The following is a 13314-nucleotide window of genomic DNA, read 5'->3' on the forward strand; positions in this document are numbered from 1 at the left end:
TGGAAAGAAATCAACAATCATTGTCAGTCAGTTGCCCGTATCAAGCTGGTATGATATCATCGGGGAAGAAACTATAGCAGATGCTATTCTTGACAGATTAGTCCATTCTTCCTACAGAATAGAGTTAAAAGGAGAAAGTCTCAGAAAAAAAATGTAAAATTGTCAGCCTAACAGATTATAGAACCAAACCCATTTTTAGAGGGGTCAATATGTCCAGAACAGGGGTCAGTATTGTCCGGAATATCCAATTGATAACTTCCGATTTAAAAAATATAAATTTGTAGTCAAATTAAACTCGATAATGGATAAACGATTTGCTGATATAATTCGATTGATTAAAAAATCCAGAGCTAACGCTATAAAATCAGTAAATGCTGAGCTGATTAACCTTTATTGGAACATTGGAGAATATATAAGCCAAAAAATTGAAAAATCAGAATGGGGTGACTCCGTAGTGACTGAACTTGCCAAACACATACAGCAAACGGAACCCGAAATTAAAGGCTTCTCCGATAAAAACATTTGGAGGATGAAGCAATTTTATGAGACTTACAAAGACTTTCCAAAACTCTCAACACTGTTGAGAGAAATAAGTTGGTCTCATAATCTTGCCATTTTTTCGAGATGTAAGATAATCGAAGAAAGAGAATTTTACTTAAAACAGGCTAAACAGGAAAATTACAGTTTCCGTGAACTTGACCGCCAAATATCAGCCAGTCTTTTCGAAAGGACAATGATTGGAAACTCAAAACTCTCGACAGCGTTGAGAGAAAGCAAACAAGACCTTATAGACACATTCAAAGATAGTTATGTGTTTGAATTTTTAAACTTGCCAGAGCCACACAGCGAAAACGACTTGCAACGTGGACTTGTAACGCAAATGAAAAAATTCATACTCGAACTTGGAAAAGACTTTTTGTTCATAGGAGAAGAATACAGACTACAAGTTGGCAACAACGACTTTTTCATTGACTTGCTCTTCTACCATCGTGGACTGCAATGCTTAGTTGCTTTTGAACTCAAGGCGGATAAATTTAGGCCCGACCATTTAGGACAACTGAATTTTTATTTGGAAGCCTTAGATCGAGACATAAAGAAACCGAATGAAAACCCGAGTATCGGAATATTGTTGTGTAAAGATAAAGACAGCGAAGTAGTTGAGTACGCTTTGAGTAGAAGCCTATCACCAACAATGGTTTCGGAATACAAAACACAACTTCCGGATAAGAAGCTTTTACAACAAAAATTACACGAACTATTTGATAACAAGAATGAAGAAAAATAGAACCACTTCTGCTAAAATTTAGCCCACTAGCCAAAAACCCTTGTAAAAAAGCCCTGATTGATGCATTCATCTATCAGGGCTTTTTAGATAATATGTTTGTTTTTTTAATGGAATCCATGAATGCATAGCATTTGGTTAGAGGCTTCCGTGTGCGCCTATGGCGTATTGACTGATATCCGCAGTTTAACAGTTTGCGAGGACTAACAGTTTGCTGATTTGTGGATTTTGGGAAATGGTTGTTTTAGTCTTTGATTGTAATTAGGGGTTTTTGCTTTGATTCGGACATAGCTTCCCCACCCAATATCTAGGGATTTGAATTTTCGGTATGTCTTTATTCACCAAAATTCTAGCCAATGCTCAAAAAAAAAATCTTGTAAGTCTTTTTATATCCGTTCACGATATTCTTTCGGAGTAACTCCCAGTAGTTTCTTTACATAGCGGGTGAAGAACGAACGGCTCGAAAAATCCATTTCATCGGCAATTTCAGATATATTCAGGCTCTTGTTTTGCAACAAAATCATGATTCGCTCTTTGGTATATCGCTGTATCCATTCCGAAGCGGTAATTGGCGTATTGACTTTACAAATATAATTAAGATACTTTGGTGTAATGTTCAGCTTATCGCTGTAAAACCGTACTTCACGCTCTTTCATACAATACTCCTGTACTAACTGCATAAACTGCTCGTAAAGTGTTCCGCTTTGCAAACTACGTTTACGTCTGTCAAGCTCATCTTCAAAAATATGCCACATTTCCAAAAGGAAAAGTTGCATTTGGAGTTTCAACATTTCTTCGTAAAAGCGATGGTTTGTTTCCTGTGATTTATCGTACAGCAACTGGAAATTTTTTAAGATTTTCTCTTTGTCTTTTTTTTCAGGGTGTAAAATCGGATTTTCTTTGGAATGTATATAGCTATCAATACTCACATTCGCACTTGGCAAATTCGATGTCAATAAATCACTGTCCACAAATAACATTGTTGCCTTAAAATTGGCTGAAAAAGACAAAGCCGAAACACGAAGACCTGCGAGCCAAAAAATAAATTCTCCTTTTTTACCCTGGTATTGCTTGTCGTTGAACACAAACTTTACAGTTCCACTTTGGCAGTAAATATGCGTGTGGAAGCGGGTTTGAAATTCATCGGGAAACTGAGCCTTTGAAGCTGTTTTGTGAAGTATAACTTTTTGATTTACTGACATATTCATACAAATAAGAAGCAACTATCAAATATAAGTGATATTTGACATTTATTGCGACATTAATGTAACATAATGCTTCTGTTTTGCAGCTACCTTTGCATTAAATAATAATGCAATGCAAACAACAGATATTTTTGAACGATTGAAAAAGGGAGAAACCATTCTGCCTAGCGATCCTCAGGCCTACAGAATGCTTGAGGAGTCATATGTCACGAGAAAATTGCTGGTGCAGATGAACCATGCTACAGATCCTAAAGAAATCAGGGATTTACTGAGCCAAATCACAGGTTCAGAAATTGATGAAAGCGTTGACGTGTTTACCCCCTTGTACATCAATTACGGCAAGCATACCAAAATTGGTAAAAACGTTTTTATCAATTTCGGTTGCACTTTTCTGGACTTGGGGGGTATCACCATAGATGAAGGTGTACTTCTAGCTCCCAACGTAAGCCTGCTATCCGAAAGTCATCCGATAGATCCTGAAAACCGACACGCATTGGTTACCAAAGCAATACACATAAAGAAGAATGCGTGGATTGGTGCAGGAGCAACTATTTTACAAGGGGTAACCGTTGGCGAAAACTCAGTGGTTGCAGCGGGTTCTGTTGTTTCTAAAGACGTTCCCGACAATGTTATCGTGGGAGGTACTCCTGCAAAAATCATCAAGGAAATTTAAAACATACACAATGAAAACCACAAAGATACTCGCAGCTGTCCTCCTTTTATTTATATGGCAGGGCTGTAATTCCAAGAATAAAAAACAAGACAATATGGAACCGGACGAAACTGCATTGAATAACATTTTTCCAATAGGTGAAAAAGGTTCAGCGGAATGGTTTACCGGGAATGCCTATCCTACAAGTCTGCTGGAAGCAGATTCCATTTATACAACACTTGCCGGCAATGTGTACTTTGAACCCGGTGCGAGGAGCAATTGGCATACCCACCCATCCGGACAGATTTTGATTATTACTGATGGTATTGGCTATTATCAGATTGAAGGACAATCCATTGAAGTCATGAAAAAGGGAGATGTGGTAAAGTTCCCCCCTAATATCCGGCATTGGCACGGGGCAAGTCCTGATGTAGGAGTACAGCAACTTTATATTATTCCCAATACGGAACAGGGGATTGTAGAATGGATGGAAGCCGTAGCGGAAGAGGAATACAACAACAAGAAGTAGTTTCCTTGGAAAACTAGTGTAAAGAAAATCTACAAAAAAAATGACCATGCAAAACCAGCTAGAAAATATGAAAACAGCCCCTCTCATGCGAAGAGGCTTTTTAAAAGCAGCCACTTTGTTGGGGTTAGGTACAATAGCTTCCGGGACTGTTAAGGGATATGCATCTTCTTCTCAGAGTCCTGTTGGAAAAAATGCCATAGGTACCATATTGACCAAGAAGAGGACTTTGGGTTCCAAAAAGAATCCACTTGAAGTTTCAGCCATTCAGTTGGGTTGTATGGGAATGCACACGGGTCGTGGTTTCCACCCCGATCATAAAAGTATGGTAAAACTGATCCGGGATGCTGCGGAACGTGGTTGCGACTTTTTTGATACTGCGGAAGTTTATGGTCCGTATGTTAACGAAGAATTGGTTGGAGAAGCACTTGCTCCCATCCGAAACCAAGTTGCTATTTCTACCAAGTTTGGTTTTGATATTGGGGGTACAAATGTTTTTAATAGTAGGCCAGAACAAATCCGGAACGTTGCGGAACAATCTCTCAAACGCCTCAAAACCGACCGTATTGACCTTTTCTTTCAGCATCGCGTTGATCCAAACGTGCCCATTGAAGAGGTTGCAGGCACTGTAAATGATCTTATTAAAGAAGGAAAGGTGCTACACTTTGGACTTTCTGAAGCAGGCGCTGAAACCATCAGAAGGGCACACGCTATTTGCCCTCTTACGGCAGTTCAAAGTGAGTATTCCTTTATGTTTAGGCTGCCCGAAGAGGTCATCTTTTCCACCTTGCAGGAACTGGAGATAGGTTTTGTTGCTTATAGTCCGCTTTGTCGTGGCTTATTGGGTGGGAATTTAACCGAATATTCTGATTTGAATACGAATGACATCCGTGGTTCATGGCCAAGATTTCAGCCCGAGGCATTAAAATCAAACATCCGGATTTTCGAGGCGCTGAATGAATTTGGGAAGCCAAGAGGTATGACTTCATCTCAGATTTGCCTGAGCTGGATGCTTTCAAAATACCCTTTTATTGTTCCCCTGCCTGGCACCACCAAACTTTCACATCTTGAGGAAGATCTAAGGGCCGCAGACTTCACATTAACGTCAGCCGAAATCAACGAGATTGAAAGCAAAATTGAAGAAATAGGTGTTGTGGGTGATCGCTATGACGCACTGCAACAGTCTAGGGTAGAATACTAGTCTCCTATAACGAAGCAGGAAGAATAAATCCGACATTTAGTTTATGGTGGAAGGATGGATTCAGTAAAGACGATTTAGAATTAATCAAAAAATGACATTATTATTCAACAAAAAAAATAACCATGGATACCACTGAAAGAAAAATTTCCAGAGACAAGCGCATGAAGTATAGTGCAGGAGTTCTATTAACTTTCCTATGTTTTGTATCCTTTTACTCATGTACAACTGATATGAAAACAGACGAAGAAAAACAAAATGTTTTGGCAGCTCATGAACAAAGGAGGTCAGCAACGCTCAATGGAGATGCAAATACTGTAGCTTCCATGATGACCGATGACCTTACCTTCACACATGCGAACGCAGTATTGGAGTCGAAAGAGCAATTTGTTGAAGCCTTGGAAACCCAAAGGTTACAATACAGGGCACTCACTGATGAAGATGTGCAAGTACGTGTAAATGGCAGTACAGGCGTTGTTTCAGGAACAGTCCACATTGTGGTGGAAGCTGCAGGAACCGAATACGACCTACGAGTTCTCTTTACAGAGCTTTGGGTAAAAGAAGGTAATTCCTGGAAGATGATGCTATGGCATGCAACGGAGGTGCAATAGGCATTTATCAAACTTAAACAAATTCCAAATATGGAAAATAATATTAAAAATAAGGTAGTAGTCATTACAGGTGCAAGCAGTGGTTTGGGTGAAGCCACGGCAAAACATTTATCAAACCTCGGTGTAACCGTAGTACTGGGTGCGAGAAGAACCAATAGAATTGAAAAGCTGGCAAAAGAAATACAGGCAAGTGGTGGAAAAGCGCTTGCCATTGCCACAGACGTAACCCAGCGGGATCAGGTCAAGAACCTGGTAGATACAGCAGTTGAAAAATTTGGACGAGTTGATGTACTGCTCAATAATGCGGGCATCATGCCACTATCGCCTATTGATCGCCTGAATGTGGATGAATGGGATAAGATGATTGATGTAAACATCAAAGGAGTACTAAATGGAATAGCGGCTGTCCTTCCTCATATGAAAAGTCAGAAGTCTGGACATATCATAAACACTGCTTCTGTAGCCGGGCATAAGATTTTCAGTGGCTCCACAGTTTACTCAGCAACAAAATTTGCCGTAAGGGCTTTGTCTGAAGGCTTACGGATGGAAGTAAAGCCCTATAATATCCGCACAACGATAGTTTCTCCCGGAGCTGTCAAAACAGAATTGCTGGAACATATTAGCGAGTCGGATGTCCAGCAGGCAAACAAAGATTATGTGGAAGAAGTCGGAATAAGCCCTGACAGTTTTGCACGTGTGATTGCGTTTGCCATAAGCCAGCCAGAGGATATGGATATCAATGAAATTATCTTCCGCCCTACTGCTCAAGAGCTTTAATCTCAAAAATAGAATAGCTATGAAAAATTTAATAGTAATCCTGGCACTCGCGACATTAGGGATGTCGTATGGTCAGGAAAAGTCAAGTCAAATAATCTTAGAAACAACAATGGAACCAGCTACATCAGCAGTTGCAGAGCCATCAGCAAAATACACTTTCCAATTAAGTGATAAAGTAGCACGTAAAAAAGTAACCTTCAAAAACCGATACGGAATTGAACTTACTGGCGATTTATACCTTCCAAAAGATGGTGGCAATAATTTGTCGGCAATAGCCATTAGCGGGCCTTTCGGTGCGGTAAAAGAACAATCCTCAGGTTTGTATGCCAACCAAATGGCAGAACGTGGTTTTGCAGTCCTTGCGTTTGACCCGTCCTATACAGGCGAGAGCGGTGGAGAACCCCGAAACGTTGCATCGCCCGATATAAACACAGAAGATTTCAGTGCGGCAGTAGATTTTCTCGGAATTCAAGAAAATATTGACAGGAATAGAATAGGCATCATTGGTATCTGCGGATTTGCAGGTTTTGCCCTAAACGCTACAGCCGTGGACAAACGTGTAAAAGCGGTGGCCACCACAAGTATGTACGATATGAGCCGGGTAAATGCAAATGGTTATTTTGATGCCACCACACCTGAGCAACGCACTCAATTGTTAGAGCAAATGGGTGAACAACGCTGGAAGGATGCGGAGAATGGAACGTTTGCTCCATCCTCAAACAACCTTCCTGAGAAATTGCAGGGAAATGAACCTCAATTTGTAAAAGAGTACTTCGATTATTACAAAACCCCTCGTGGTTTTCATCCGAATTCATTAAACTCAAATGGTGCCTGGACAGCGACAACTCCCTTACCGTTTATGAATATGCCATTGCTGACCTACATAAATGAAATTTCACCAAGACCGGTGTTTTTAATTGCAGGAGAAAATGCACACTCCCGTTATTTCAGCGAAGATGCCTTCAAAGCAGCAGCCGAGCCAAAGGAATTGATGATTATCCCTGACGCTGTTCACGTGGATCTATATGATAAAATAGAAGTCATTCCTTTTGATAAATTAGAAAAGTTTTTCAAAGAACATTTAAAATAACAACAGGGTTATGAAACGTTCATTTTCAATGATATTGATATTTATTTCATTTCTTGTCAGTGGTGCGTCCTCTTGCAACCAAGATGATGACAATATCAACATGGAGAATAAAACACCAATGGCTAACGGAAAAATCAAAATAACGGTCAATTCACAAACCTTTACGGCTACCCTTTTGGACAATAATTCCGCAATGGCATTCAAGGAGATGCTGCCAATGACGGTAGAAATGATTGAACTGAACAGAAATGAAAAGTATGTCCGCCTTCCGGAAAACCTTCCTATGAACGCATCAAATCCCGGAACTATTCGTCCCGGTGATTTGATGCTTTACGGTTCCAATACGGTTGTGCTCTTTTACGAGGGCTTGAATACTTCATACAGCTATACCCGAATGGGGAATATAGATGATCCTACAGGGTTAAGAAATGCATTGGGAACAGGTAATGTGACGGTTACTTTTGAAATGGATAAGAATTCAGCATTGTTAGAACTTAATAAATAAATTGGTTTCTAAATGCCTGAAAACATTCTATTTCTCAGGAGCTGGGAGTTTGAGTAAGTTCTGTCCAATCATAAGTAGAGGAATTTCAATTGATAGTAATGGGATTTTTTAGGTTAGGTTATATAAAAAAGATGGATAAGCTTTTTTATCTCGTGTGGGGAGTCGGTTTTGGTTTCTTCCAATTAGTGAATTGCCCATCAATTACACTGCTATAGTCATCACTTCTCAAACTCTACTAACTCAAATCTACTGACATATAAATACATTATCATGAGTCTTAGCAACCTAAAATATAGAACTTGTTTAGTCCTTCTTTTTTCTTTGTATTTCATTGATTGCAAAGCACAAGACGAAAGCAACAAATCGACTTATTTCGGGGGTTCATTTGGTCTAACCAATAACGGCATAGCACTTTTGCCGACATTTTCTCTCAATAAACCTGCAGGCTTTTTGATGTTGAATGTTGGCAGTCGGTTTACATTTGAACCCGAATTTCATTTCTCATTGGAAGGAAAGCCATGGACGATATTGCTTTGGGGAAGATACAAGCTACTTCAAGGAGAAAAGTTTAAGTTGAATGTTGGAGCTCACCCCGGACTTTTGTTTCAACCGCAAATGCTATCTATCAATGGAGCACCGCCCTCTGAAGTCATTACAACTGAACGTTATCTTGCCGGAGAATTGGTTCCCAATTATTTTTTCACTCCAAATACCAGCATAGGCCTATATTATCTTAATGGGAATGGTTTTGCGGAAAGTTCATCCAAAAGAATGCACTTCCTAACCCTGAATGCAAATTTCAGAAAAATCAATTTGTCAGAAAATTATTATCTCCGATTCAATCCCCAAATATACTACCTCAACATGGACAAAACTGAAGGCCTTTTCACTTCATCGATAATTGCATTGGCAAGAAATGATTTTCCTGTTGCCATTCAGATGTTGTCCAATAAATCTTTTAAAACTGATTTTCCCGACACTTCGGACTGGATGTTTAGCTTTAGTTTGATCTATTCCTTTGGGAAAAATTACAACCCGGCTTCCAATGTAATCTCCCAACTTGGCCCTATTCCCTCTCTAAATATCCAATGATTCAAAATCCTATCATATTATAATTTCAACAAAAAAATATCTTAAGACTATAGGTACTCTTTTCTTAATGGCGCTTGTATTTTCAGCTTGTAGGTAAGAACCAGTATTGGAGCCTGTGGAATCGGATCCAAAAGAAAAAATAGGTCTAGATGAAGAAGAAACAAAGGGAATCATTTCTCAACTTCTTTCGGAGCATGGGATAGAATGAGAAGAAAACAAAGCTTGCAACTATAGCGTATTGAAATATCCGAACAAAAAAACGGCAGGTAACATTTGGCCCTCTAGAGAAAACCCTTTGATATCAATTCCTATCTGTAAGCCCTGATTGATGAGAAATCTGGGATTTTAATGGATATTGAGAAAGTTGTTTATTGGAATTCATGAATGCTTCGTATTTGCCCAGTGGCTGTTGAATGATATCCGTAGAGTGAAATGTTTGATAAGGTGGGATAGTTGGCTGATTTGTAGGTTTTTGAAAGTTGTTGTTTTAGTTTTTGGTTGTATATAAAAAATTTTGCTTTGATTTGGGAATGACATCCACCACCCATTGCTTTGGGATTTAATTTTTCAGCGTGTCTTGAATCTAACCCTTGATTTATTAAATTCTTAACAAAGATCAAGAAGATTCTGGACTTGGGTTTGAAAGGTTTTTGAATTGAAAGTAGTGTTTAGTTAAGAGGGTAAAAAACAAATCGATAAATTGGAATTGACCTATCTAGACTGGAAATCAGCTCAATTTGAAGGATTTTGTTTGCATTGTTCAATAATTATTTCCAACCCATATTCATCAACAGCTTCAGCGCTGGAAGCTGAGAAATATGATCTTCTTTAAATGATGATACTGCCTTTTGTTTTTATTTTTTACTAGTTTATTCCCTAGTCAACTCCTTAATTTTCCAGAAACTTGCATACTTAGAATTTTCTGGTCAATGCTATCAGTTTGTACATCATTTTCAGTTTTTGTATATATTAAAGTATTCATTGTTTCTTTCTGATAATGTTTTCAGAAGATCATCTCTGTCAACAATACTGATACTACCTTGTACATAATCTCTAATTCTTGTACATCTTAATACACTAGTTCTAATTTAACTCCTAGTATTTAAGATATAGGTACAGCATTCGATCCTTTTTATGTATTTCTAAATTACTTTCCAACTTCCTCCTCTATCTGATCCAATTCTTTTTATTTTACCTTCTTCTTTTAACTTATTTAAATTATACTCTACTCCCCGTCTTGTTAAACCAGTAGTTTTGCTTAATTCTTTAATGGTTATTTTTGGGTTACTTGACATTTCTGTTAAAATCAATTCTATTGTTTTCTCCACAGTCTTCTCCACAGTCTTCTCCACAGTCTTCTCCACAGCTCTGTGTAGAATTACTGTAAACATCCCATCTGTTTTAAATAGAGGTTCGGGAAGTTTTGCCTCCTTCATTCGATCTTTAATTCTACCTATTCCTGAACCAACTTGCTCTACCATTCGGATGCGTACAAACAGACCAAATATCAAGGGGTTCCGACTGTGACTTTTGGTTCCAAAGTCAGCCAATGAAATTGCACTGGTCAAGCCTCCAGGATTACTGATTTCCACTCGGTCTTGAAATAGTTCAATAGTGATTTTGGCACCTTTATCATAATAGTCTCTGTGGGAAAGTGCGTTGATAATGGCTTCTTTTAAAGCTGTTTCGGGAATTTCCCAAATCTCTTTTCTAGGACCGCTACCTTCTATTTCATATCGAACATTGAGTTTGCCTTTAAGCCATTGAATAGCAAGTTGATACTGATTTATTAATGGCCCGCCAAAAGTCTTGTCGTCAATAATTTGAGTTTTGTTATCTTTCTCAAAGGCAATGCAACGTAGCACGGCAGTTTCAATAAAATCCTCAGGGGCAGAACCAAAAAACAAAACACCTCCATTTTTAAAATTTCCATCTGCTAAAACCAGCCTTAAGTTTTGTATAATTTGTTCCTGAGTGATAGTTTTTGACAATCCACTTTGTAGCCTAAATTCTTCAAACCATTTATGATCTATATCACTTTGAAGATTAAAACCAGAACAAGGAGCTTCATCAAAATAGATGCGATCCGATTGCTGAAAGAAATCGCGCATTTGTTCTACAGAGGTGAGCTTTTGTGTATTAGGACCTTGTCTTACATATATTGCTCCGGATAGCACATAAGGTTTTTGTGAACCACTGTTTACTTCAATGACCCAAACTGTTTTTCCTTCTATAATAACAGGATAGAAGTCTGTAGTTAGATGGGGATTGATCTCATTGATCGAATTTTGGATAGAAGATCGTTTTGCGTTATCAATGTCAACTCCATGAATGACATTATCATCTCCAACGCCTATCAACAAAACACCTCCAGCTGCATTGGCAAATGCACAAATCTCCTCAGTTATTTCTTTCAATTTGTTAGGTACGCGTATTTTAAACTCTGCGTTGTAACCTTCACCAGATTGGATGATACTTTGAATAGAGGAAGATGTAAGTTTGGTTTTCATTTAAAATAAATAAATCTTTTATGGATACAATTTACTTTTGTCCGAGATCAAAATTATTCAGAATAATTTAATCTGAGAAAAATACAAAATGAAAGATGGGAAGCTTTTGGGGCTATCCCATATTTTTTTATTGTTGTTTCCACCAAGAAAAAACAATATGAAGTAAGTTAAGAATAATTTTTTATCCTGACACCCTATCATTGCCTAGCTTTTAAAAATGATTCCCAAAATGCTATTTCCGAAACATCGTTTCGGAATTTTGATTTGAGTTGGTCACACTACTTGAAACTCATTCAAATTGATGATGAAAACCAGCTTAAATTCTATGATATTGAATCGTACAATTACAATTGGAGCGTAAGAAAATTGCAACATCATGACAAGGACAATCAGACCATATTCAAGCTTATCGACAAGATGCTCACCAACAAAAAAATCAAAGACTTCTTCTAGAAAAATGTAGCTGAACTGTAAGCAAAAAACCCGGACTTGGCGGTCTTTTTAATAACTAGCTGTAATTTTTAGGATGTTAACCATATAATCAGCTCCCTTATGAACGTTATAAATCCTACTGTGATTAACGAATAGATAAACAGGTTTCTTCCAATCTTATATTCAGAATTAAACTTATGAATACCTACTTTATCTCTCCTGATGATCCGAAAGTAGAGATATACACCCAAAATGAAAATTAATAACCCTATAAAAATCATCATTCTTTATCCCCAGCTTATTTTTTGTTCGTCCTATTATTCTAAATTCATCATATATAATAGGGTTCCTATCTATATCCCTCGCATTCATAATCTTCAGAACATCCAATTTACTTATTAGTCTGTATATCTGAATCTTAAAGATTTACCAAGAAGCCCCAACTAATCCACAGATCGCAGTTATGAAATTCTTTATTACTAACTCCTCTTTTTCAAAAATTAATCATGCAGATTAAATAATCTTTCTTCTAAAATTTCATCATTAATGTTGAATAAAGTTTTGTTTTCAATTTTAAAGTTGGTAATGATTTTTTGAAATATAGTGGTATAGTATTCTTCTTTACTTCTAGGGACTTTTAAAGCAATTTCATATAAATGTTTATTGTACTCTATAACCATAGAGTATGTAAAATACTGGTGACCATTTATTTGCGTGTAATATTCCCCGTAAAAGGAAGTTTTGTCAATAAACTTTAACTCATTCAATGTGTATCCCTCAAAAAGCTCTTCATCATCACTATTAACTAGCAGATCTACCATTTCATTTAAATAAGCTTTTGCATTCACATTGTCTTTGAGCACATCATATTTTAAAATGGCAAAGTATGTCTGTTTGTCATTGTTGTCTAAATATGCAAAAAAGTAAGCATTATCTTGCTCAATTGGAATCCAATCTTTAGGTAAACATATTTCATCTTTTGTTATCTCTTTACATACCCAATTGCTTTTATCCAGTGTATTGATACTATCCTCTTCTTTTTGTCGTAAATTACAACCAAATAGAAGGCATAGGGAAAATGCTAATAACCAATAGTGTTTTTTTATCATCTTTTTATTTTTCTGAAATAGTTATATCTAGCTTTATTCCAAACGAGAAACTTGAACTATTAGAGTTTTTCGTGAATCCAGTTTTCAAACCTGCATCTGTCTTACTTACAGATGTATTACTCGTTTTAGAAATGGATATGCCTAAGCCTGCTTTTTCAACCGAAAGTTTAATCCTTTGGATACTACTACCATATTTCAAATTCAAGCTTTTTGAGGCTGAAGATTTAAAAACAGCATATTAAATAGGGACACAACCTTCTACTTTCAAATTTTAGATATTTAATAGAAAATTCTTGAGAAACGTGAAAGTAATCCGAAGACTAAA

At 37.4% G+C, this 13314-nt stretch carries 14 protein-coding genes; 11 read left to right on the forward strand and 3 right to left on the reverse strand.

Annotation, left to right across the window (positions count from 1 at the left end; all coding sequences use genetic code 11):
* Both MM213_RS18075 and MM213_RS18080 read left to right on the forward strand, forming a co-directional pair.
* On the forward strand, positions 1-157 hold a 157-nt coding region (locus MM213_RS18075), incomplete at its 5' end, for an ATP-binding protein (RefSeq protein ID WP_241321785.1).
* 144 nt (positions 158-301) lie between these two features.
* Complete coding sequence (locus MM213_RS18080) at positions 302-1285, forward strand: PDDEXK nuclease domain-containing protein (protein WP_241414300.1); 984 nt, start codon at positions 302-304, stop codon at positions 1283-1285.
* Positions 1286-1668: 383 nt separating this feature from the next.
* Here the strand turns inward: MM213_RS18080 and MM213_RS18085 are convergent, their stop codons facing one another.
* Complete coding sequence (locus tag MM213_RS18085) at positions 1669-2484, reverse strand: helix-turn-helix domain-containing protein (protein ID WP_241414301.1); 816 nt, start codon at positions 2482-2484, stop codon at positions 1669-1671.
* Between the two features lie 115 nt (positions 2485-2599).
* Here MM213_RS18085 and MM213_RS18090 point away from each other — a divergent pair, with 115 nt between their 5' ends.
* The 8 genes from MM213_RS18090 to MM213_RS18125 all read left to right on the forward strand — a co-directional run bounded on the left by MM213_RS18090 (position 2600) and on the right by MM213_RS18125 (position 8938).
* The gene (locus MM213_RS18090) at positions 2600-3160 is read left to right on the forward strand and encodes a sugar O-acetyltransferase (protein WP_241414302.1); all 561 of its coding nucleotides are present in this window, start codon (positions 2600-2602) and stop codon (positions 3158-3160) included.
* A 10-nt stretch (positions 3161-3170) separates the two neighbouring features.
* A complete protein-coding gene (locus MM213_RS18095) occupies positions 3171-3668 on the forward strand; it encodes a cupin domain-containing protein (RefSeq protein WP_241414303.1) in 498 nt (165 codons plus the stop codon).
* Positions 3669-3714: 46 nt separating this feature from the next.
* Positions 3715-4866 (forward strand): aldo/keto reductase, encoded by a 1152-nt coding sequence (locus MM213_RS18100; protein WP_241414304.1) that lies wholly within the window; start codon positions 3715-3717, stop codon positions 4864-4866.
* 122 nt (positions 4867-4988) lie between these two features.
* Positions 4989-5474, forward strand: coding sequence for a nuclear transport factor 2 family protein (locus MM213_RS18105; RefSeq protein ID WP_241414305.1), 486 nt, complete (start codon positions 4989-4991; stop codon positions 5472-5474).
* Positions 5475-5504: 30 nt separating this feature from the next.
* Positions 5505-6251, forward strand: a complete 747-nt coding sequence (locus MM213_RS18110) for an SDR family oxidoreductase (RefSeq protein WP_241414306.1) — start codon at positions 5505-5507, stop codon at positions 6249-6251.
* Between the two features lie 19 nt (positions 6252-6270).
* Positions 6271-7341 carry an alpha/beta hydrolase gene (locus MM213_RS18115; protein WP_241414307.1) on the forward strand — a complete coding sequence of 357 codons (1071 nt, stop codon included), beginning with the start codon at positions 6271-6273 and terminating at the stop codon, positions 7339-7341.
* A gap of 10 nt (positions 7342-7351) precedes the next feature.
* On the forward strand, positions 7352-7846 hold the full coding sequence (locus tag MM213_RS18120) for a cyclophilin-like fold protein (RefSeq protein WP_241414308.1): 495 nt from the start codon (positions 7352-7354) through the stop codon (positions 7844-7846).
* A 270-nt stretch (positions 7847-8116) separates the two neighbouring features.
* Complete coding sequence (locus tag MM213_RS18125) at positions 8117-8938, forward strand: hypothetical protein (protein ID WP_241414309.1); 822 nt, start codon at positions 8117-8119, stop codon at positions 8936-8938.
* A 1142-nt stretch (positions 8939-10080) separates the two neighbouring features.
* Here MM213_RS18125 and MM213_RS18130 read toward each other — a convergent pair.
* A complete protein-coding gene (locus MM213_RS18130; RefSeq protein WP_241414310.1) occupies positions 10081-11448 on the reverse strand; it encodes an AlbA family DNA-binding domain-containing protein in 1368 nt (455 codons plus the stop codon).
* 234 nt (positions 11449-11682) lie between these two features.
* On the opposite strand from MM213_RS18130, the gene MM213_RS20910 reads away from it, so the two are divergent.
* Entirely contained in the window at positions 11683-11901 is a 219-nt protein-coding gene (locus tag MM213_RS20910; RefSeq protein WP_369413960.1) for a DUF1016 N-terminal domain-containing protein, read from the forward strand.
* Positions 11902-12380: 479 nt separating this feature from the next.
* On the opposite strand, the gene MM213_RS18140 is transcribed toward MM213_RS20910, so the two are convergent.
* Positions 12381-12989 (reverse strand): hypothetical protein, encoded by a 609-nt coding sequence (locus MM213_RS18140; RefSeq protein ID WP_241414312.1) that lies wholly within the window; start codon positions 12987-12989, stop codon positions 12381-12383.
* Between the last annotated feature and the right edge of the window lie 325 nt (positions 12990-13314).

This window comes from Belliella alkalica (genome assembly GCF_022549785.1).
Lineage (GTDB): Bacteria > Bacteroidota > Bacteroidia > Cytophagales > Cyclobacteriaceae > Belliella > Belliella alkalica.

Coding starts and splice junctions, on each gene's coding strand:
- MM213_RS18080 (WP_241414300.1), top strand. CDS start 302: ATGGATAAACGATTTGCTGATATAATTCGATTGATTAAAAAATCCAGA.
- MM213_RS18085 (WP_241414301.1), bottom strand. CDS start 2,484: ATGTCAGTAAATCAAAAAGTTATACTTCACAAAACAGCTTCAAAGGCT.
- MM213_RS18090 (WP_241414302.1), top strand. CDS start 2,600: ATGCAAACAACAGATATTTTTGAACGATTGAAAAAGGGAGAAACCATT.
- MM213_RS18095 (WP_241414303.1), top strand. CDS start 3,171: ATGAAAACCACAAAGATACTCGCAGCTGTCCTCCTTTTATTTATATGG.
- MM213_RS18100 (WP_241414304.1), top strand. CDS start 3,715: ATGCAAAACCAGCTAGAAAATATGAAAACAGCCCCTCTCATGCGAAGA.
- MM213_RS18105 (WP_241414305.1), top strand. CDS start 4,989: ATGGATACCACTGAAAGAAAAATTTCCAGAGACAAGCGCATGAAGTAT.
- MM213_RS18110 (WP_241414306.1), top strand. CDS start 5,505: ATGGAAAATAATATTAAAAATAAGGTAGTAGTCATTACAGGTGCAAGC.
- MM213_RS18115 (WP_241414307.1), top strand. CDS start 6,271: ATGAAAAATTTAATAGTAATCCTGGCACTCGCGACATTAGGGATGTCG.
- MM213_RS18120 (WP_241414308.1), top strand. CDS start 7,352: ATGAAACGTTCATTTTCAATGATATTGATATTTATTTCATTTCTTGTC.
- MM213_RS18125 (WP_241414309.1), top strand. CDS start 8,117: ATGAGTCTTAGCAACCTAAAATATAGAACTTGTTTAGTCCTTCTTTTT.
- MM213_RS18130 (WP_241414310.1), bottom strand. CDS start 11,448: ATGAAAACCAAACTTACATCTTCCTCTATTCAAAGTATCATCCAATCT.
- MM213_RS18140 (WP_241414312.1), bottom strand. CDS start 12,989: ATGATAAAAAAACACTATTGGTTATTAGCATTTTCCCTATGCCTTCTA.